Source organism: Legionella steelei, assembly GCF_001468005.1.
Classification (GTDB): Bacteria; Pseudomonadota; Gammaproteobacteria; order Legionellales; family Legionellaceae; genus Legionella; species Legionella steelei.
Genome location: NZ_LNYY01000019.1, coordinates 1,313,375 through 1,335,687 on the forward strand (window position 1 = coordinate 1,313,375; position 22,313 = coordinate 1,335,687).

The window sequence follows — 22,313 nt, forward strand, 5'->3', positions numbered from 1 at the left end:
CTTTTGCTCTAAACAGTTCAGGCAAATCCTTTATTATTTTCAGTCTACCACCATCAGATATTGCCATAAAGTCTGGCTTCCTGCATGAGTTGACGCATGTGTCGCACTGCCTCTTTCATACCACAGAATAAAGCCCGAGCAATAATCGCATGGCCAATGTTAAGTTCGTGTAATTCTTTTATAGCTGCTATAGGTTGCACATTATGATAATGAAGGCCATGACCTGCATTAACAATCAAATTTAAGCTGGCTGCATATTCTGCAGCATGTTTTATCCGTTCTAACTCACGCTGTTGCTGCTCAACATCGGTCGCATCCGCATAGCAACCTGTATGCAATTCAATTACTGGTGCACCAACATCTGCCGCTGCAGTAATTTGATCACGCTCTGGATCAATAAATAAAGAGACTTCACTGCCTATAGTCTGCAAACGTCGTACGGCATGCTCTACCGATTTTCGGTGTGTCAGTACGTCCAAGCCACCTTCCGTGGTTATCTCTTCACGTTTTTCTGGAACCAAACAAGCATGCTCAGGCGCTATTTCTTCTGCAAAATCCAGCATTGCATCAGTTACTGCCAATTCAAGGTTCATTCGCGTTTGTAATACTTGTTTCATCAAACGTACATCACGAGCCTGGATATGTCGCAAATCCTCTCTCATATGTAACGTAATACCATCTGCACCAGCTTCTTCTGCATCCATCGCAGCTTGTACCGGATCAGGATACCGAGTACCACGTGCCTGGCGTACAGTAGCTATATGATCAATATTGACACCCAATAAGATTGGCTTATTCATTCTACACCCTACAAATAAAATAAAGAGTATAAGGTCCATCTTGGACCAGAGCAAGAACCCTATTTGTTTAGATCACGTCATCCTGAGCTGATACATCCCCACGAATGTGTTGTCGTTCCTGCGCAGGAATAACAATTTAATCTAAAATTAAGCATTAGGATGATAATAAATTCAAATAAGCAGGCGTAGGCTGGGCTGTTAAGCCCAGCCTACGCCTGGTTCTTTCGTACTCCCCATAATTCTATTATGAAGCCCAATTAACACGTATCTTTCTAAAAAAATACTTCAGCACAATTGCTGGGCTTAACAGCCCAGCCTACGGTTATTGAGCTTTTTTGGGCAACGAATTACCTAACACCGCACTTTAATCACACCCATTTATTTTACTTCTGAAAAATACAAGGCCCGGGTCTTAATCTCGCGTCCCCCGAGAAGATGATCGATTGCTTGACGCATAATTATTTTTGCTGATTTGAGATAAGGAGCCTCATTTAAATTATCCTGTGCTAAAGCAAGAATATGCGTACCTGGAATTCCTCTACTGTTTACAACGAAGCCTTCACCTGCAACAAATTGATAGCATAAGTCGTCAACAATCACATGAGCTGTTCTTGCTTCTTGTGTTAGCGAAAAGGAATAACCACATGCATGCAGCAACGTCCATTCAAAACGTCTTAATAGCGCTTCAATAACAAATCGCTCTTTTGCAAAGGTAAGGCCATTTAAAGTAAATAAATACGCGTCAAATAATGTTGAATCAGAATAATTGGGGCTTAGTGCATGATAAAGGATTTCATTGATGTATAAACCCGCAAAAAGCGAGCTGCCTGTCAGGTGCAGTGTTGGAGAAATACTTTCAACAGTTTGAGCATAATATCGCTCATGACGTTCAGCAAGACTAAGCCATAAAGGAGTAAACGGTTGTAAAAGGGCTTGCTTTTTAGGTGTGCGCCCCCCTTTACAAAGGCACTGAATCAATCCTGACTCACGCGTAAAAAAACTCACATGAGCACTCGTATCTCCAGACCATTTCTTATGTAAAACCCAAGCCTCTATTGTCTTAGTGGTCATAGCCTAATTGTTTTAATATACGCTCGTCATCCGACCAGCCTGATTTGACCTTGCACCAGCACTGTAAGAATACTTTTTTACCTAATAATTTTTCCATGTCCATCCGTGCACTTGTTGCCATTTCCTTTAATTTTTGTCCCTTATCACCAATGATCATACGTTTATGATTGTCTTTATCCACAAGAATCAATGCATGAATACGCACTAGCGCGCCTTCATCTTTAAATGATTCAATGTCTACAGTAACAGCATAAGGTAATTCTTGCCCACAAAAGCGGAAAATTTTTTCACGCAATAATTCAGCACATAAGAATTTAATCGAACGGTCAGTCAGCTGATCGTCAGGAAACAAATGAGGTCCCTCAGGCAAATAATTCTGTAACTTATCCTGCAATTCATCGACTTGAACCCCTGTTTTCGCAGATATGGGAATAATTGCCGCAAACTCATGTTTTTGACTCATTTGTTCTATCCACGGTAACAACTGAGTTTTATCATCAATTTTATCTACTTTATTTACCACTAAAACACAAGGTACCTTAGCCTGCTTTACCAAACTTAAAACGTATTCATCTTCTTCTTGCCAATGAGTTCCATCAACTAGAAAAGCAATCACATCCACATCACGCAATACACTAATCGCCGTTTTGTTCATCATGCGATTCATTGCTTTTTTACTTCCTTGATGAATTCCAGGTGTATCTACATAAACAAATTGATAATCACCTTCCGTACGAATTCCCAAGATACTATGTCGTGTTGTTTGTGGCTTTCTTGAAGTAATGCTCACTTTTTGTTGCAAAATACAATTGAGAAGTGTTGATTTACCTACATTAGGTCTACCAACTAAAGCGATATAACCGCAATAACTAGTCATTAAAATGGATTCCTGTTTATTTTTAAAACATTTTATCAGTGACAGTATAAAATTTCTAGGTTTGTCACCGCTTCTACTTGATATTTCATTAAAAAACCAAGTATCCTGTGCAGTATGTGAACAGCGGATAGTTCCAATGCCTGATTTTGTAACGACGAATGGCCACACACAAATTATTGTTCCTTTAACTATCACTCCCTTTAGTCACCAAGCCCTACCTACGGTGACAGGAAGCCCATTCAGTGATGAAGCAGGAACAGTACTCTATGGACATTATGATATGGAATACCTCCTCCCAAGAGGCGATAGGCTGCGTTTAATAGCCAACCATGATAAAAAAACCGTGCAACTTATGTTGTTCACTCATCAGGCAGATCTCATACAACTTCTTCCAGGTGAGCGACCTTCCTCATTGGTATCTAACATTATAAGTAAAGTTCATCGTTATCGAATACGCTCAGCAAGTTACAACCAACCACTCACCTCAGCACAAGAACAAAAATTGCAACTCGCAAATGAATGCATTGATTCATTAAAAGGGTTATTGAAAAGAGAGCGCAAATTAGCCAGTCAGGATCATGAGGGGCACGAAGAACTAAGAAAACAAGTGATTGACATCATAGGGCATTGTTCTAATCAAAATCGCATAATAGCAACTGCCCCTCTCATCTCTGAGGGTACTTTTGGAGACATTCTTTATGAGTCTCATAAAACAGCACAGCATTATTCTTTTAACCGTGTTTATTCCATATCACGGCAAGACCAAATGGATTTTAGTCGTATCGTAAAAAACCATGAGGCTGGGCACCCTTGCCTTATTTGGGATAGTGAACTCCATATAGGACATAACAGCAAGGATTTGGACGATGCCTTAAGAGTTATTTGTGGCTATTATAAGCTACCCCTTGCGGCAAATTTAAGTGATGTTCCTGCAAATAGACTGGCACAACTGGCTGCTTTTTTTAGTAAGTTATGGCGAGATGGCCACGATTGGATCAATTATTTGGCCATGAATGCCAAACCTGAACATAAAACCGAAGTACTAAAACGTTTAGATGGGCTTACGATAACCAAAATAACCCCATACTACAAACTGCAAGGAGTTCCACAAAAGGGTTATCCTGATTTAAAAAGCTTAATCACCCAACTGACAAACAGCCCTAGCGAACCAATATCAGCAGGTAATACAAGAAAAGCGAAAAAAGCGCTCAACCAACTACCCTATGGCAGCTGGGCAATTATTGCTCACAAGCAACTCCTCCTGATAAGACAAGAAAGCAAAATCATACAATTACGTTATTTTATGCATGAAGAACTTTTCTACCCCTTGCCAGAAGGACAAGACTTATACACTTTAGGGCAAGTCAGTAAACGTCATCTTTATTTACCCGAGCGTGTTAGCCTTAAACTGAATGCGTTTATTTCGCGAATTCCTCGATTTTTCTATAAGTTCTATAAAAGCATGTATCGTTTTATTCATCACTTACATGACGATTTTTTCAATTATATTCATGACACACACCTCCCGCCAAAAGACTCCTCTGAATTAAACAAACAACAAACGCAACGCGCTAAAGCAAGAAACTCATTGATTTTAGCTTTAGAAAATAAAGGGCTTTTAGCTACTGGCCAAACCATAGAAGAATTCATTAAAGAGCAAATTAGTAACAGCCCTTACATCATTGCACGTCCCAATCATCCACCAAGCCCACATGCTTATGACAATCCCTTTCATCGAGCGTTAGAAGTAATACGCCATATCGCCAGTTTTTTCATCGACGTCAGTGAAAAAAATCCCTTGATTGGTAGTTTAGCGATGGCTGCATATGCTTACGGCGGTGGCGCAGTACTTGCTCCTGAGTTTCTTAAATCGATTTTAACCAAATTGCACTTGCATGGTTTAATCTCAGGCATTGAGCCGACACAAAAACTAGCTCATTGGATGAGTCATGGCACAATTTCTGAAGCGATCTCGGCATCTATAACCTACTGGCAAGGCGTTGTAGCAGGCGGTAATCTGGATAAGTTTTTTGTTGAAGCGGTGAATGTACTTAAAGAAGATCCAGCGGAAATTGCTATTATTGCTTCATTGGCACTTGGCCTAGGCTATAGTTTAACCAAAATAATTCCTTCACTAGGACATGAAATGGGGGAGTTTCCTTATACCAATTATGCTGCTTTAGGTGGAAAAGGCGGCGCTGCCGTTTATGATACAATCATGCATCCTGGTGATGATTGGCTTTTAGGCACCTGTAAATGGTTATGTAAAAGCTTTATCAACCTAGGAAAACTATGCATCGCCCCCTTTTTTGAAGGTTATTATTATGGATTTCATGATGGTTTTCTCAAAGGTTGGAGAAAAAGTGGCGTTCTTTTTACAAGCCTCAGCAAGCAAGTTCTTGCAGCCAGCGCGGATTTTATTTTAGCGCTGCTGACTGTGCCACTACTCGAGGTAAGTGCTCTTTTTATACATGTACCATTTCGTGGAATTACGAATCTACTCACTAAAACCCTTGCAATTCTTGGTAACATCAATGATATAGGCAAATTATTACTGTCTTTTTCTACACGGCCACCATCAGACAATTTAATAGCCAGTTTCAGATTTTCACCGCTCTATGGTTTTACCTGGCCATTTGGGCATTTTTCTGATAATGCATTTTTCAATATCTGTATTAATAGTGTACGTGCACTATGTTTACCACTCTTACAATTAACAAAAAATTGCATTATTTTACCTATCATTGATTTCATTTCATTTTCTACACGCGTAGGACTTACTCTTTTAAATCCTATAACACGCATTCTTGCCTATGCTTTAGGTAGTATCACATGTGCTCTCGGTGCGGTATGGGATCAGTCTTTTGGTCTTCTGTTTGCAGCCAGTGCAAAAGGACTCGCTATAGCCTGCAACTGGGTTGATAACCAAGCCTGTACGGTGAAACAAACTTTGTTATCCTTTATAGAAAGTCAACGCGGTCATTTATATTATTGGGCATTTGCACCTGAAGACCTAAAGTCACATACTACAGTAAACGATGCAGAATATTACTCAAGTGATCCCAGACGTTATGAGTTGATCCCACACTCAAGCAGTCATTGTTTGTTGCAAACACTGCTCGACAACAGCGGCGAATCACACGTATCAGATGGTAGTCATAATCCTATGCCTCATCATCCTCCTATGTTTTCAGTAAAAAATTCGAAAAATAACCTCAAAGCTTCCCAAAAAGAGGTAATTAACTATAGTATGTAGGGTACGTATTTTTAAAGCAGTCCACTTTGGTGTTTTATTGAACAGTATTATATAATTATAATATGCTGTAAGAGGATATAGACATATGACCATAGCGAAACGTTCCCTCGCAGAAATGCTTAAACAGGAAAAGCTTTCACCAGAAGAAATGAACGCTCTAGACCAAAAACTAGGTGATGCGATAAAATCAAAATTCGGTGATGATCCTACTTTTGATCCTAACTCTTCAATAAATTTAAGCCATTTCGGCCTACAGGGGCCCGATAGTCTACGACGTTTCTTGTTAACACCTGCTGGCGAAACAACAACTGAGCGACTTGTTACTGAAAAAGAGAGAGAAAGAGAAATTGAAGCAGAGCGGCTACTGCAGTACCAAGAAGAAATCAGGATGGAAGCGCAAAGAAGAGCCTTTTTACATTGGCTCCTGACAGAAGAAGAAGCCGAATCCCAAAAAGCTCAGTACGAGCTGATTGCAATGCAGCAAGAAAAAACGCTAAAAGATGAGCAAAAAGCGCAGCAAAAAGCAGCTACGCCTCAATCGAGTAAGGCACTTGAAGCGCGAATCGAAGATTATAATAAACAAATAGATAAACTGATGGACGAACTTGAAGCTCTTGATAAGCGTACAGACAGGTTAAAACAAGATCGCAAATTAATTAATAATAAATACAATGCGATGCAGAATAGTTTAGCCGATGCGCCTAAATTCGTACAAAAAACGGATAAAGAAATTCAAGCTGAGATTGTAAAACTCCAGAGAGAAGCTGATAAAATCGCTGATTCCATGATGACTCCAGGCTTATCAGACGAGGAAGTTTATAAAAAAGGCGATCAACTCAATGCAATAACCGCAAAAATTGCAAACTTAAATGATATACTTGCTAGCAAAAAAGTAGATGGCAAACAATTTGTTGATGCTAATGGAAAACCATCTTCCTATGAAAAGGCTGCTTTTGTTATTCCTAAAAATCAAAAAATTGTCAAAGATCCAGATGGGAATTATTATCTTATAAAAAATGGGAAAGATCTTAAAGATTTGAGTGACACCGAAAAGAATGACGCGCGAGAAGCATTCAAACTGGAGAAAAAAGACATCCAAGTCGTAAAAGACGTCATAAAAGACACCCAGCAGGCAGCATTACACTCCAACACGGCAAGTATGGCACAAGTTAAAACTGATAAATTAATGGTACAAAACCAAATCAACGCAATGGCCTCAGCCCGTGCAAGTCTAACGAAAGCTTTAACACAACAGTTGGCTCATGATGGGTTGCCTATGCACCCACCAAAATCCAGCTTCACCGCTGGTACTCAACCAAGCTTGATTTCACTGCCACCAACACCATCACCAACACAATCACCGAAAGTCACCTCGACCCCGGTACCCACACCACAACAAGTTTATCAATCTGCATTTGTCCAAACCCTAGGTAAAGCAAAACAGCATGGTTCTCAAATGACTTGGGGTAAGTTATTTACATTTGTCGATAAAATTGAAAATGAAGATGAAAAAAAAGAAGCAGAGAAGTTCTTAAACAAAGAACTAGAAAACATCAAAATGAAAGACAAGCCAACTACTCTGGAGAAAATAAAGGCAATGTTAAAAAGTACCCCAGTACCTGAGGTCACAATGAATGCCTTTCTAGCACATATGGAAAAATTTGAAAATGCTTATAAGCCGTCTGTCACTGCAGAAAAGAGTCCCTTGGCACAACAACAACGACAAGAGCCGGTTTCTCCCTCCGCTACCAATACATAAGTATCTTCGCTTCAGAGAAAATGTAACCTGAGAACATCCACTCGGATGCTCGGGTTACACTTGAATTTCTTTAAACTAATTAATATCCTTAATTTCTTCAGCCAACAATCATTAATATACTTGCCAATACCATCTAACTCTTCTAACATTAAGCTTTATGCTTTTACCCTTTTGCAACAAAATTTACTAAAAAATATACATCACTGTTAGGACTCACTATGATCTTAGATAAGTTACTGGGCAATCAATCTGTAATTATATCACTGGATGTAGACAATTTTTTGTTTGAACGATTACAACAAATTCAAGAAGCTGGGTTTGACTTAGTAGAAATTAACTCAACCGATCAAAATCTATTAGCACAAACAATTGCCCACTATCCTTCTCTTAAAATTGGTGCCGGTGGTGTAATTGACACGCAACAACTTGAAAATTGTTATCAGGCAGGAGTACATTTCGCGACCAGCCCTGGCCATCTACCTGAAATAGCTCAAACAGCAAATGTTTATTCATTCAATTATTTACCAGGAGTGGCTACCATTTCAGAAGCCATGGCTGTGATGAGCCTCGGTTACACACATGTTCGCCCCTTCCCTGCGGACTTAGCCTTTTGTACTCTTTTGAATAAATGCCTGCCGCACCTCAAATTATTCCCTGCTGAAATTGAATGGGAAGAAGCAGAACACTTTCTAAATTTACCTGCAGTAGCCGCTGTGAGTATCCATAATCCAGATACAAAACAGCTCAGTTCCCTTACAACAAGCATTTTGGCATAGCCCTAATTTTTAAAAATGGGTCACGAGGATAATCTTGGTGACCATTTCTACGCTAAAAATCCATGTAATGTTTCCTTAATGTTACACAGCCTATAATAAAGATAATCGCAGTATTATTATAGGGGGTCTTTATGCTTACAGAGGCTATATTACAAGAAGCGATTACCACCCTTTCCAGCTTTAATGGAAAAACTAAAAAAGATCCTAACTTTAATCAATACAAAAAAGGCATAGAAGACCAACTCATTGGGTTTATTATACATTGCAAGAAACTGCCGCTTAGCCAGCAGTTAGAGTATATTGCTAAAGAAATGCATGACATCCCAGGCAACAAAGAGAATATGTCTGCGAAAATTGAAGATTCTAGTGGTAAAAATCGTACCTGGACTTTAATGTTTGCTTTAGCAGCATTGGCAATAGAACGCAAACACGATCTAGCCCCAGGTCATCCAGAAATCGCCCCTATCGATAAACTACTATCCGGATTAAGCAATGGATGGGTTAATAAGTTTGCTTCTATACGATTGGGATTAAAACTTAATAATGATGCAATTAATAACCTCCTAGAAGGAATGAAGGGTTGGATTCAAAAATATGACATCAAACAAGATAAAGAATCCACGCATGAAGTTTTATTAGCACTTTATGCTGCAGCATGCGCACTTGAGCAAAAGTTAGCAAGCTCCAGTATGGTGCCAGAACGATTTCCACCGCTAATGTTAGATATAAAAAACTTGATTGCTAACAAGTTTAATGAATTAAAACAACAATTGAATCAGGAAAGCAGACTCGATAAAGCTCCAACCCCAGTAAGTGGAGCGTTGATGCCACTTCTCCCTAAAAATGAGGTTTTATATCGACAGTTCAAAGAACAATTAGTGCTTTTAAAAATTCAACAAGAGCAAATCCAACAAAAAATACATGACTTTTCACAAGAAAAATTGGACCGACTCAATGAATTACAACTGTTGGTGAACGCTCATGAAATAAACGAAAAGAATAAAATGAGCCAGTTTTGGAAAAAGTATGATACCTCAGAAAAATTCAATCAACTTATGGCGGATCTTAATGTACCTCAACAAGAAAGACCTAGTTGGCAACAATACTTTAATTACCAGCATGGCTCGTATCTACAACAAGCTGCAGCAACATTTTGGACCGGGAATTGGGGGCCCTCTACAAAATGGGGTGGAATTGCAAGTGATACGATTTCTTTGACAGTACTCATCGGCAAAAGTGATGCTGTTATCAAACCGCTACAAGACATTTCCACTCAAATTAAAAAACAAAAATCAACAGATGATAAAAAATCATACCGACTCATTGCAGAGATAGAAAAGGAATTAAAAAACTTAGCGGATTTAAAAAAGGTCACGCTGGATTCGCTAGGAGAGCACCTTCACAGCATTATGGAGCACAAAAAAACAAATACCTTAGAGAAAATAAATAGTGATATCGAAGAATTTAAAAGGAATTTAGAAAAACAAAAAGTCATGGTCAAATCTCTAAAAGAAATTCATGAAAAAATTGAAACATTGAAAAACAATGTAGATTGTCCTGAAGTTGAAAAAGCCTTTGCACTATTTCTAAATGAAGCGATTAATACCATTAGCTACACAAAAGCCCCTTTCCCATCTGACTTACCCACAGCAGAAAAATTTATTGCCTTAGACAAATCACTAACTAGAGCCACCGATAACGTACAAGGACTCCAATTGAGTCTAAATCATATGGTTGAAGCATCTACTGAGCAAGCAAAAAGTATGCAAAAAGAGAGTGTCATTCAATTAGTGACTCAATTTGTCGAATCGAAAGAAAATACATTGGGTCATACATTATTATCGATTTTTTCATCTTCTTACAGGACACTGTTTGATGCGCTAAAAAGTACTCTAGAAGAGAAGTCACCTGAAATAAAATTTAATAAGATGAAAGCGGTATTAGGTATAACTGATAAGCCTTCACAAAAAAAAGAAATTGCAGGTCAATTTAAAAAATTAAAAGAAAAAGCAGAAGAAACTCTGAGTGACAAAATACCCGTTTATGGAAATAATTCATAAGAAAAAATGAATTTTCATCAAGAGTAATCTAGTCTAATAGACGATATGTATGAGCATGTACGCAGTTTCGTAAACGCCTCAGGATTACTAAGTAGTGAACAATTACGAGTCCTGTTTATTCACCAATAAATCCAAAAGGAAAAATCCAGCCCCGATACAAATCGCGCTGTCCGCTACGTTAAAAGTAGCAAAATGATGGTGTTTATAGTAGACATCTATGAAATCAATCACGTAGCCATGAAAGGCTCTATCGAACAAATTACCAATCGCTCCTCCTAAAATCAAGCTAATTCCCGCCAAAAGCAATTTGGCCTGACTCGCAGTGCGATACAACCAGATAGCAAGAATAATACTTACAATGAGACTAAAACCAGAGAAGAACCATCGGTGCCAATCCCCGGCACCGCTTAAAAAACTAAATGCTGCACCGGAGTTATAAGCCAGGGTCAGATTAAACATAGGAAAAACAGGCAATGGTTTATACGGAATTAAAAGAACGCTCACTAAGTATTTGCTTGCCTGATCACAAACAATTACTGCAAGACTGAGCATAAACCACGGCCATTTTTTCATATAAATTGCCTCATTTCCTCTTGACCACTAATATTACCAACACATCGTAAACACAACTCAGGATGCAGTCCATCTTGGCCAACATCAGGTCGTCTGTGCCAACAACGAGCACACTTTTCGTGTGAACTTGCAGAAACTGCAATAGAAACACCATATGCAGTAGCCGACAATCCAGTTGGGGCTGAACTCATAGGATGAACTATCGCATCGGATGTGATTAATAAAAAGCGTAGCTCTTCGCCCAAACGCGTTAGCTTAGGTAGTACTTTATCGTCTGCATACAAAGTCACCTCAGCAGCTAAAGCAGAACCAATCTCTCCTTTTTGACGTGTTTCTTCCAAAGCCTTATTGACTTCGTCACGAATTAAATGCAACTCATCCCAATCCGCCATATTTACATCATCTATCTTTGGCCAAGCATCATACCAAAGCTCAGTAAACACTGAATCTTGATTGTAACCAGGTATATAGCGTCCTATTTCTTCTGCAGTAAAAGACAATATAGGTGCGAGCCAAAGAGTGAACGATCGAATTATATGATACATCGCAGTTTGGCAAGAGCGTCTGGCCTTACTTTCTTTAGCACTGGTGTATTGTCTGTCCTTAATCAAATCAAGATAAAAACTTCCCATATCAACTGCACAGAAATTATGGATTTTTTGGTAAATAATATGGAATTGATAGCTCTCATAGGCTTCTATAATTTCTTCTTGCAAGAGCTGGCTACGCTTTAATGCCCATTTATCTAATTCCAAAAGATCTTTTTCGTGTACGCAATCAACTACCGGATCAAAATCAAATAAGTTTGCCAATAAAAAGCGAGCTGTATTACGAATTCTTCGATAAGCATCTGCATTTCGTTTGATAATCTCGTCCGAAATACTCACTTCATGTCGATAATCCGTAGAAGCCACCCATAAACGCAAAATATCAGCGCCATACTGATTGACCAGTTGATCTAATGCCACATAGTTTCCTTTGGATTTTGAAAGTTTTTTACCCTCAGCATCCACAGTATAACCATGGGTCAACACGGTTTTATAAGGAGCAACACCATACATAGCCACTGAAGTAGTGAGTGACGAGTTAAACCAGCCACGATGCTGGTCGGAACCCTCAAAGTAAATATCTGCGGGGAAAGCTAACGTATCATTTTGTTGTAAAACACAAAAATGGGTGACACCAGAATCAAACCACACATCCATAGTGTCATTAATTTTGTCATAAAACGCCGCATCATCCCCAAGTAACTCACTTGCGTCCAGTTCGAACCATGCATCAATACCCGATTTCTCAATCAGTAAAGCAATTTGCTCAATGAGCTCTAGTGTCTTAGGATGTAATTCACGTGTCGTGTTATGGACAAATAAAGGCATGGGAGTACCCCAAGCTCTTTGCCTTGATATACACCAGTCAGGTCTATTTTCAACCATATTACTGATACGGGCCTTCCCCCAATCAGGAACCCATGTAACTTTATCAATTTCGCTAACAATATGTTCTCTTAGCTGGCTTTTATCCATAGAGATAAACCATTGAGGCGTAGCTAAGAAAATCATTGGTGATTTATGCCGCCAACAATGAGGATAACTGTGTCTGATATTCTCTTTAGCCAAAAGCACACCTTTCTCAGCTAAAACGCCCAAAATCGTGTCATTCGACTTTAATACAGAAAGCCCAGCAAATAATTCTACATCATCAGCAAAACAACCATTTCCTTTAACTGGATTAATTAGCGGTAAATTATAAGTTTGTCCTACTAAATAATCATCTGGGCCATGAGCAGGTGCAGTATGTACACTTCCAGTACCTGATTCGGTAGTGACATGCTCCCCTAAGATCACAGGTACAACTCGATTGTAAAAAGGATGTTTTAACTTCAAATGTTCAAAAACCTTTCCTTTTGCTGCCCCACGAATTGTGTAGTGACTCATCCCATAGCGAGCCATCGCAGACTCCACCAAGTCAGTGGCAAGTATTAAATAAGAATCACCGGTATCAACCAAAGAATAATCAACTGCTGGATGCAAGCATACTGCTTCATTGGCAGGTAAGGTCCATGGTGTAGTCGTCCAAATAGGCAGGCTAAGCGGTTTTGTTTCTGCATTTATAGGAAATAAACCAATAAACTCTTCAGGTTTTACTGCAAAAAAAGCAACATCTATTGATGGTGAGGTTTTCTCATCGTAGTCAACCTCTGCCTCAGCTAAAGCTGAACCACAATCAATACACCAATGTACGGGTTTAAAACCTTGTTGCAAATGACCATTTTTGATCATTAGACCGAGTGCACGCACAATATTGGCTTCATAACGAAAATCCATAGTGACATAGGGATTATACCAATCGCCAAACACACCGAGTCTTTGAAACTCATCGCGCTGGATATCGATTTGGCCAGCAGCATACTCGCGACATTTGGCACGAAATACTTTCGCAGTTACTTTATCACCAACACGGCCTATCTTTTTCTCTACATTGAGTTCAATAGGTAATCCATGACAATCCCAACCAGGGACAAAGGGGGCGTCATATCCGCTGAATGATTTAGATTTAACAATAATATCTTTAAGAATTTTATTTAACGCATGTCCGCAATGCAAATGGCCATTCGCATAAGGAGGACCATCATGCAAAATGAAGCGCTTACTTCCAGCACGCGCACTACGAATTTTTTCATATACCTTTTTAGCCTGCCAATTGGCCAAAACCTCCGGCTCTCGAGTAGCCAAACTTGCCTTCATCGGAAATGAGGTATTGGGAAGATTTAATGTATCTTTATATTCTGCCATAAGGTTCACTCTGCAAATCGTTAAACTTGGGTGATTACTCACCTCGGATCAGGGAATAATCACATTTAATGCATCTTGAATGAAAAAGATTTTAAACAGCACGCCCCGGCCAATCCAAAATATTTTTCATTCAATCTGCATTCAAATCCACACCCAGATTTTGATATTGAGGTAGTTCATTATAATTCCTAAGGAATTCCTTTGCTGCTGCAATATCATCATAAATCTGCGCAATTAAAGCATCCACTGAAGTAAATTTAACTTCATCGCGCAATTTGTGCAAGAAAAACACCTGCAATAATTCGCCATAAATTGACCGTTCAAAATCAAATAGATGCACTTCTAAAACATTCTTACTTCCATCCACTGTAGGGCGACGACCAACATTAGCGACACCATACACTATTTGGGATACGATTCGAACTTGCACTACAAACACGCCCTGTATAGGAAGTGCGGTACGATGAAGAGCGAGATTTGCCGTTGGAATCCCCCACTGACGTCCTCGACCATCCCCATGTAATACACGTCCACAAATACTATAAAGTCTGCCTAAGTATTTTGCGGCAGTATTCAGATCACCATGCTGCAAGGCCATTCTAATTCGTGTTGAGCTAATTCGATCTTCATTCATACAAAAATTTGAATAAATACTCACATCACAGGCATGTTCTGCGCTCAACTCCATCAACAAACGTACATCCCCTTCCCTGTTTTTACCAAAACGAAAATCCTCACCGACCAAAAGATAGTTCACATTTAATATAGAAAATAAATAAGTGCGGACAAAATCAGCTGCTGATGTTTGTGCTAATGCATTATCAAACTTAATACAGTATACATAATCAATCTGACACGTACGTAGAACATCTAATTTTTCTCTTAAACTTGAGAGTCTGGCAGGTGCTTTCTCCTGTTGAAAATACTCTCTGGGCTGAGGCTCAAATAAAATAAGGACTAATGGCAACTTTAAGTGATTTGCTTTATTTCTTAAAGTCTTAAGAAGATTTTGATGGCCTAAATGTACTCCATCAAAATTACCAATAGTAGCTACCACGCCTTTATCAAAAGCAGAAACGTGTTGAATGCCGCGCAACAATTTCATATGTAGTTCAATCGTGTCACGTGAAATCTGATAGTATACTTGTTTTCTATGCTATTGAGAAATATTAAGAGAGATTCAAACCTGATATTCGAGTAGCGAAACCAAGGAATAAAGAAGTACAACCCGGGTTACGCTACGCTACACCCAGGTTACATTCTTTTTATTTTATAATTATTCTTTACGCATGCTTCTCTGGCGGAATAGAACGGACAATTAAAACATCACATTGAGCGCCATGTAAAATGGAGTTTGCAGTTGATCCTAGCAATAATGAAAGACCATGTTTTCCATGACTTCCTGTAACAATTAAATCGATTTGTCGCTCTTGAGCGACTCTTAAAATTTCATTTTTAGTGGAGCCAAATTCAATGAATCGATGTTTTGCGTCTACCCCTAATTTTTTACCCAAATCATTGAGCTCTTTTTCAGCTTGCTCACGAATGGATAATTCAACCTCAGCAAACCCAGCAAAACCAGGATAAGCATAAGCAGGAATGGGTTCTACGACATGAACTAATATCAAGTCAGCACCATTCTCATCAGCAATTTTTTTTGCCTTATGCGCTGCTATAATACCAACCTCGTCAAAGTCAGTAGCAAACAATACCCTCTTATACATCATTTTCTCCTTAAAATTCTGATGCCTATTTATAGACTAGCAGATTTAAAATTAATTGCATTAACAAATAGATATTGTTTCGTATCGCTTGCAAACTTAAAATCTACTAACTTAATAAATCAATACAACATTGGCTATAAATCAATCCAGATTTTTAGCTCTTAACTTAATGCGCTCCTCAGCCTTAGCAATTGCCTTACGAATTGCTTGAGCCTCATCGGATTGCTCTGGCGCTAATTTTAATAACCGTTGCCAATAATCTATAGCATCTTCATATGCATGACTAACAAAAGCATTCATTGCAAGCATCGCGAGTGCATCGGGTTGGTTGGGATTATTTTTTAATAATCGATTAAATATCTCGGTAATCTGTGTCGTAAATTGCTGATTATTCATTACCCACAAACTGTGCGCGTAATTGACTGCATATTGTTCATCACCTGGCTTAAAATGATAGGCCTTTGCAAAAGCAATCACGGCGTTTTGTTTGTCATTTTGGCTACTGTACAAACGCCCTAAGAGGTACCAGCCTTTAGCGCTTTTGGGGCTGTCATCCAATTTTGCCTTTAATTTATCGATTAACTCTTGAGGGCTTTTAACGGATTCCAACATTTTTTTAGCTTGTTCTTGTGTTTGCAGGTGGTGGATATACTCCTGCCATCCGCCAAAACCACCCCAATAAAAATATCCGGTAAATGCCATCAAAAAAACAACGGGAACCACGAACAAGCTAGTAATAAAACGACGTTTGAATGGGTACACCATAAAAATACAGGCTAGTCCAGCAAGCCCTGATAATAATCCCAACAACCACCACTCACTCATAAGGAACTCACTTCATTTAAAAATAATCTACTGTGGCACACAAGAGTTTTCCTTTCAGGATTTATTCACTAAGTTTCTTTTTACGAACGGCAAAACAAGTCCGCCAGAAAATAACAAAACCGAATAATAAAAATAAAATGGGTCCAAACCACAATAAAAAAGTTACTGCCTTAACAGGTGGATTAAACAGGATAAAATCCCCATATCGTGCAGTCAGATAATCACTGATTTCCGTATCGCTCTTCCCATCTTTTACCATTTGATAAACCTGGGCACGCAAGTCTTTTGCTAATTCAGCATTAGAGTCTGCCAAATCTTGATTTTGACAAACCAGGCAACGTAAGTCTTTGAGAAGGTGTTGAAACTGAGCTTCTTTTTGCACTGAATCCAAAGGATAAGTACTGTTCGCCCATACAGATGAACATAGAAACATCAAAAAACCTAAAAGTATGAAATATACTCTAACCACTAAGTCTGCTCCAAACGCTTTATTAAGGGTGAAATCTCTTTTAACCAAACGTCCTGAGTCATAATGCCAACATGTCGATAACGAATGATTCCATGCTTATCAATCACAAACGTTTCTGGTGCTCCATAAACACCCAAATCGATAGCAACTTTCCCATCCTGATCTTGAATCACGAGCTTATAAGGATTTCCCCACTGCTCTAACCATCGGAGTGCATTGACAGGCTTGTCTTTATAATTTAACCCATAAATTGGGACTCCTTCACGTGCCAGTTGCAACATCAAAACCTGTTCGTCAACACAAGCGGCACACCAACTAGCCCAAACATTTAACAAAATAACTTGGTCCCGTAATTGGTTGGAACTAAAAACTGAATTCGGATTGTGCAATTGGGGTAAACTAAATTGTGGTAACGTCTTACCTAATTGTACCGAAGGTAACTCATGCGGGTTTAAAGACAAACCCCGCCAAAGGAAAACACAAAGCAGCAAAAAAAGGGTAATAGGAACAATCTTCCATCCTATTTTTCTCATGCCTTCAACTCCTGGGCACCAACTACGATTGCCCTTTTTTGATAATATCGTCTATCTGTTAGCGCAAAAAGACCACCTGCTAAAATCATAAATCCACCAGTCCAAATCCAGCGAATTAATGGTTTATAGTATAATCTTACTGACCAGGAATCATCAGTTAATGGCTCACCCAAAGCAACATAAATATCTCTAAAAGGTGTTACATCAATTGCTGATTCAGTCATAGCCATTTGACCTATCGTATACAGCCTTTTTTCAGGATAAATCAGCTTCGTTTTTCCTTTATGACTTATTTTAAACTGTGCTTTGGTTCCTTTATAGTTCGGTCCAGATAGGGGCTCCTGATACATAAACTCTATCGAATAATCATGCAAAGTTACTGTTTTTCCGGGTTCCATTTGCACATCATCCTGCACACCATAAGCAGTAGAAACGGCAATACCAATTACCGTAGTTGCTACCCCCAGATGTGCCAGAATCATTCCCCAATAAGCTTGCCCTACTTGAGATAAACCACGATCATAAATACGCTTGTAAGCTGCTTTAGTGGTACTTAAAATCACCCAGAACGCAAGGATTAGCCCCATAAAGGCTGATCCATTAAATTCTCTCGTAGTGACAATGAATAAAAGCAGCGGAATTAACACGCTAAGCAAAGCGACCTTCCACAGTTTTTTTAAAACACTACGCCACTGATCACTATTCCATTTTAGATGAACGCCAACTCCCATCAATAACAATAATGGAATCATTAAGGGAACAAATACAGAATTAAAATAAGGAGCTCCTACTGACAACTTACCTAGTCCCAAACCTTCAATAAGTAATGGGTATACCGTTCCCATTAATACAGTGAGCATAATTACCACTAAAAAAACGTTGTTTAATAATAAAGCACTTTCTCTAGAGACAGGGCTAGGATTGCCACCTGAGTGTAAAGTCTGCGCTCTAAAAAGAAATAATAATAAAGAACCGCCAATCACCAACAATAAGAATCCTAAAATATATAAACCGCGCTGAGGATCTACAGCAAATGCATGAACTGAAGTTAAAACACCGGATCGTACAAGAAAAGTACCAATTAAACTTAAAGAAAATGCAGCAATGGCAAGCAACATAGTCCAAGCTTTAAATTGTTGGCGCTGCTCAGTTACGGCTAAAGAGTGCAATAACGCAGTTCCTACCAACCAAGGCATAAAAGAAGCATTTTCTACCGGATCCCAAAACCACCATCCTCCCCAGCCTAACTCACGATAAGCCCACCAGCTTCCTAAAGTTATCCCTGCAGTTAAACAACACCAAGCAGCTAATGTCCAAGGTCTAGTCCACTTGGACCAACTGGCTTCTACCTTACCGGCCCAAAGCGCTGCAATAGCGAAAGCAAAAGCAACGGAGAAACCTACATAGCCCATATACAACATAGGTGGATGGAATAAAAAGCCAGGATCTTGCAATAAAGGATTCAAATCACGTCCTTGGGTATCCAAAACGTGAAATTGGCGCAAAAAAGGATTAGATGTAGTCAGCAAAAACAGGATAAATCCAATGCTTAACCAACCGAGAACCACTAAAACTCGTGTACGCATTTCTCTATCTAAACCAGAACTACAAAAAGCCACAAGCAAAGTCCAAAAACTAAGGATGGCAACCCATAACAACATGGAGCCTTCATGGCCACCCCAAACCGCGCAGAGCTTGTAAAACCAGGGTAAGGAAATACTGGAGTTTTTCAGCACATAAATTACCGAAAAATCATTCTTTAAAAAACAAAGCGTCAGAAAAAGATAGGACAAAGCAATAAAGAAAAACTGACAAACCACATAAGTACTGGCAGCACTCATCCAATGCACACGTTTTAATTGCAAGCCCGCTAGTGGAATTAATGCAAGCATAATGGAGGAAAGTAAAGCCAAAACCAGAGAAAAAAGTCCTAATTCTGCAATCATGAACGTACCTTTTGGGCTAAAGCGGCTTTCACTTCCGGCGGCATATAATTCGCATCATGCTTCGCCAATACTTGTGAGGCGCGAAAATGTTGACCATCTATCAGTTGCCCTTCAGCAACCACACCTTGTTCATCCCTAAATAAATCGGGAAGAATACCAGTATAAGTCACGCTAATTGTTTGATTATAATCAGTTATCTTAAATTCTACATTCAAGCCTTTTTTCGAACGAAGAATGGAGCCCTTCTCTACCATACCCCCTATTCGAATAGTATGCTGTTGTGGCGCTTCGCCTGTTACAGCCTGACTCGGAGTATAAAATAAACTGATATTTTGTCGAAGCGCATATAAAACCAGTGCTGCAGCTATAGATACAATAGACATGGTGAATACTAAAAATGTTATCTTACGTTTGCGGGCTGGAGTCATTTTCTATCGCTTAAACCATTGTTGTAATTTTTGGCGTGTCTGTTTCCCTTTCCATTTCATACCTAACATATTCATGACCAAAACAACACAAACCAAACCATAAGCTGGCCAAACATAGATAGAGTATCCTCCCATTGCTAACCATTCTAAGAATTGATTCATTTAAGTTCCCCTTCAAATTGAATCTTAACCCATGATTGTCTCTTTTCTCTAAGCAATAATTCTTGGCGCGCTTTCTCTAAAATAATCCACAAACTGTATAAGAAAAATCCAGTTAGAGTGAGCAACAAAGGATACAACATGCTGCCATCAATCTTCGGCTTGGCAAAGACTGATAAAGTAGACCCTTGATGCAAGGTATTCCACCAATATACCGAATAATGAATAATGGGTAAGTCAATAATTCCAACTAAGGTTAAGATGGCAATAATTTTATCTCCATCTTCTTTGTTTTTTACAGCATAGTGTGTTGCCAAAATTGCGGCATACAGCAATAAAAGAATTAATTCAGAAGTCAGGCGAGCATCCCAAACCCACCATGCGCCCCACATAGGTTTACCCCAAATACTTCCGGTGACTAAAGCAAGAAAGGCCATACTAAGGCCAATTTGAGCAATAATACTGATTAAAAGACCGGCTATTTTAATACGCCAAACTAAAAGCAATACTGCTAAAAAACCCATCCAGGCATAAAGCATCATAGACAAAAATGCACTGGGAACATGCACATAGATAATACGAAATGCGTCACCTTGTTGATAATCGGGAGGAGTAAATGCCAACCCCCAAATAATACCAACAACTAATGCCACTAAAGCACCTACAGACAAACTGGGTATAAGGCGTCCAGCGAAATTATAAAAAAACTTAGGCGATGCCAGTTGATATAATAATTTCCACATAGGAATAATTGAAATCAAAAAAAGCGGATTTTAACACGCATCCACTCATTCGCAAAATTTGTTATAAAATAAAGTAGCCGGGGTGCAGCGTAGCGTAATCCGGCTACAATAAACTCATCTCTAATTTATTCAACATGGCTGATGCGTATTATACCGGCGATTGCGTAAGGTAAAAATCCCATAGCAACGACTGACATGGCAGATAATAAAGACAAATAAGCACTAATTGGTAAACCTTGCATGGCAATATGTACCGTTCCGCTGCCAAAAATAAGTATAGGGAGAGTTAGCGGTAACAAAATTAAAGCCATCAAAAGACCTTTTTGGTTGATTCCCACACTAAATGCTGCAGCCAGAGCACAAAGAAATAATAAAGAAGGCGTGCCACAAATAATGGTCAATGCAAGTACACCAGTTTCCCAAGCATTTAATGAAAAAAGCAAGGAAACCAATGGGCATAAAACGAGCAAAGGCAGTAAGTTAAATAACCAATGGGCGATTACTTTCGCCGCAACAAGTAAAGGTAAAGACTGCCCTGAAACGATCCATTGCTCAATGACACCATGCTCATAATCTTGTTGAAATAAACGTTCTGCTGAAAGCAACAAAGACAACATGATCCCCATCCACACTAAACCAGGAGCAATAGTCCTAAGCAATACGACTTCCGGCTTAATAGTCAGTGGGAACATAAAAAGAAAAATTAAGAAAAACAAGCATGCGTTTACTAGAAAACGGATCTGGCGCATCTGAATGAGTAACTCACGCCTAAATTGTTTGGTAAATAGTAAAAAAGAAGAACTCACAAACAATACTCCTCATAATCAGAGGAACTTAGTGGTAATTGCTGGTGAGATGTCAATAACACCCCCCCTCCCTGTTGTCGATGAGTCGCTATTTTATCCATAACCTGCGTGATAGCGTGTTTATCTAAAGCAACTAAAGGTTCATCAAGAAGCCATAATTTGGCGTCAGAGAACCATAAACGTAGTAACCCAGCTTGTCTCCGTTGCCCAGAAGATAATAAACCACAAGAAACATCAAGATGATGTTCCAGTTTAAATATTGAAGCAAGCTCTTCTATTTTATCAAATCGGTCGTTTATATTTACAGTTGCGGGCGCATAATGAAGATCAAAATAACAATTCTCTCTTAGCGTTAAATTAGGATTAATCCCTGCTTTGTGTCCAACAAAACACATTTGACGCTGATAAGCTGGGCGATCTTTAGTTATATTTTGTCCCAAAAATTGAACTTCCCCTTGATGTGGATAAAATAAACCGGCAATTAACTTCAATAAAGTTGTCTTACCTGCTCCATTTCTACCCCGCAAATGCAGCAATCCCCCTGCTGGCACATGAAAAGCTACTTTATTGAGTAAAGGCTGATCCTGATAATCAAAATGAAGGTTAATCACATCAAGCATAGGACAATAATACACTGTAGGTTGAGTTTCTGGGCATTTAAGTACCTGGATGAAGCATAGCATAACCGGGCCACACTTTTATAAGAAATGGTACCC

20 protein-coding genes are annotated in these 22,313 nt (G+C 39.0%); 4 read left to right on the top strand and 16 right to left on the bottom strand.

Features of this window, described 5'->3' with window-relative positions; genetic code table 11:
* Positions 1-53 precede the first annotated feature (53 nt).
* The 3 genes from pdxJ to era form a co-directional block, all read right to left on the bottom strand.
* Entirely contained in the window at positions 54-800 is a 747-nt protein-coding gene (pdxJ, locus tag Lste_RS09910; RefSeq protein WP_058510860.1) for a pyridoxine 5'-phosphate synthase, read from the bottom strand.
* Between the two features lie 378 nt (positions 801-1,178).
* Positions 1,179-1,871, bottom strand: coding sequence for a DNA repair protein RecO (gene recO, locus Lste_RS09915; RefSeq protein ID WP_058510861.1), 693 nt, complete (start codon positions 1,869-1,871; stop codon positions 1,179-1,181).
* Entirely contained in the window at positions 1,861-2,748 is an 888-nt protein-coding gene (gene era / locus Lste_RS09920) for a GTPase Era (RefSeq protein WP_058510862.1), read from the bottom strand. Before era ends, recO begins: the two co-directional genes overlap by 11 nt.
* Before the next feature lie 136 nt (positions 2,749-2,884).
* Between era and Lste_RS09925 the strand changes: the two genes are divergently transcribed.
* From Lste_RS09925 to Lste_RS09940, 4 genes are all read left to right on the top strand, one after another.
* A complete protein-coding gene (locus tag Lste_RS09925; RefSeq protein WP_058511709.1) occupies positions 2,885-6,004 on the top strand; it encodes a hypothetical protein in 3,120 nt (1,039 codons plus the stop codon).
* Between the two features lie 85 nt (positions 6,005-6,089).
* Entirely contained in the window at positions 6,090-7,763 is a 1,674-nt protein-coding gene (locus Lste_RS09930; RefSeq protein WP_058510863.1) for a hypothetical protein, read from the top strand.
* Between the two features lie 218 nt (positions 7,764-7,981).
* The gene (locus Lste_RS09935) at positions 7,982-8,539 is read left to right on the top strand and encodes a bifunctional 4-hydroxy-2-oxoglutarate aldolase/2-dehydro-3-deoxy-phosphogluconate aldolase (protein ID WP_058510864.1); all 558 of its coding nucleotides are present in this window, start codon (positions 7,982-7,984) and stop codon (positions 8,537-8,539) included.
* A 131-nt stretch (positions 8,540-8,670) separates the two neighbouring features.
* Complete coding sequence (locus Lste_RS09940; protein ID WP_058510865.1) at positions 8,671-10,599, top strand: hypothetical protein; 1,929 nt, start codon at positions 8,671-8,673, stop codon at positions 10,597-10,599.
* A gap of 102 nt (positions 10,600-10,701) precedes the next feature.
* Here Lste_RS09940 and lspA read toward each other — a convergent pair whose 3' ends face one another.
* The 13 genes from lspA to ccmA form a co-directional block, all read right to left on the bottom strand.
* A complete protein-coding gene (gene lspA / locus Lste_RS09945) occupies positions 10,702-11,172 on the bottom strand; it encodes a signal peptidase II (protein WP_058510866.1) in 471 nt (156 codons plus the stop codon).
* On the bottom strand, positions 11,169-13,964 hold the full coding sequence (ileS, locus tag Lste_RS09950; RefSeq protein ID WP_058510867.1) for an isoleucine--tRNA ligase: 2,796 nt from the start codon (positions 13,962-13,964) through the stop codon (positions 11,169-11,171). Before ileS ends, lspA begins: the two co-directional genes overlap by 4 nt.
* Positions 13,965-14,094: 130 nt before the next feature.
* Entirely contained in the window at positions 14,095-15,069 is a 975-nt protein-coding gene (gene ribF, locus Lste_RS09955; protein ID WP_058510868.1) for a bifunctional riboflavin kinase/FAD synthetase, read from the bottom strand.
* Positions 15,070-15,247: 178 nt separating this feature from the next.
* A complete protein-coding gene (locus Lste_RS09960) occupies positions 15,248-15,688 on the bottom strand; it encodes a universal stress protein (protein ID WP_058510869.1) in 441 nt (146 codons plus the stop codon).
* A gap of 141 nt (positions 15,689-15,829) precedes the next feature.
* Entirely contained in the window at positions 15,830-16,513 is a 684-nt protein-coding gene (locus Lste_RS09965; RefSeq protein ID WP_058510870.1) for a tetratricopeptide repeat protein, read from the bottom strand.
* Between the two features lie 61 nt (positions 16,514-16,574).
* Entirely contained in the window at positions 16,575-16,946 is a 372-nt protein-coding gene (locus Lste_RS09970) for a cytochrome c-type biogenesis protein (protein ID WP_058511710.1), read from the bottom strand.
* 35 nt (positions 16,947-16,981) lie between these two features.
* On the bottom strand, positions 16,982-17,515 hold the full coding sequence (locus Lste_RS09975; protein WP_058510871.1) for a DsbE family thiol:disulfide interchange protein: 534 nt from the start codon (positions 17,513-17,515) through the stop codon (positions 16,982-16,984).
* The gene (locus Lste_RS09980) at positions 17,512-19,461 is read right to left on the bottom strand and encodes a heme lyase CcmF/NrfE family subunit (protein WP_058510872.1); all 1,950 of its coding nucleotides are present in this window, start codon (positions 19,459-19,461) and stop codon (positions 17,512-17,514) included. Before Lste_RS09980 ends, Lste_RS09975 begins: the two co-directional genes overlap by 4 nt.
* Entirely contained in the window at positions 19,458-19,889 is a 432-nt protein-coding gene (gene ccmE / locus Lste_RS09985) for a cytochrome c maturation protein CcmE (RefSeq protein WP_058510873.1), read from the bottom strand. The genes Lste_RS09980 and ccmE overlap by 4 nt, the downstream gene beginning before the upstream one ends.
* A 3-nt stretch (positions 19,890-19,892) precedes the next feature.
* Positions 19,893-20,051: a heme exporter protein CcmD gene (gene ccmD, locus Lste_RS09990; RefSeq protein WP_058510874.1), complete on the bottom strand. Its 159-nt coding sequence runs from the start codon at positions 20,049-20,051 to the stop codon at positions 19,893-19,895.
* Positions 20,048-20,791 carry a heme ABC transporter permease CcmC gene (gene ccmC / locus Lste_RS09995; protein ID WP_058510875.1) on the bottom strand — a complete coding sequence of 248 codons (744 nt, stop codon included), beginning with the start codon at positions 20,789-20,791 and terminating at the stop codon, positions 20,048-20,050. The genes ccmD and ccmC overlap by 4 nt, the downstream gene beginning before the upstream one ends.
* A gap of 125 nt (positions 20,792-20,916) precedes the next feature.
* The gene (ccmB, locus tag Lste_RS10000; RefSeq protein WP_058510876.1) at positions 20,917-21,597 is read right to left on the bottom strand and encodes a heme exporter protein CcmB; all 681 of its coding nucleotides are present in this window, start codon (positions 21,595-21,597) and stop codon (positions 20,917-20,919) included.
* On the bottom strand, positions 21,594-22,217 hold the full coding sequence (gene ccmA, locus Lste_RS10005; RefSeq protein WP_058511711.1) for a heme ABC exporter ATP-binding protein CcmA: 624 nt from the start codon (positions 22,215-22,217) through the stop codon (positions 21,594-21,596). The genes ccmB and ccmA overlap by 4 nt, the downstream gene beginning before the upstream one ends.
* Positions 22,218-22,313: the final 96 nt, after the last annotated feature.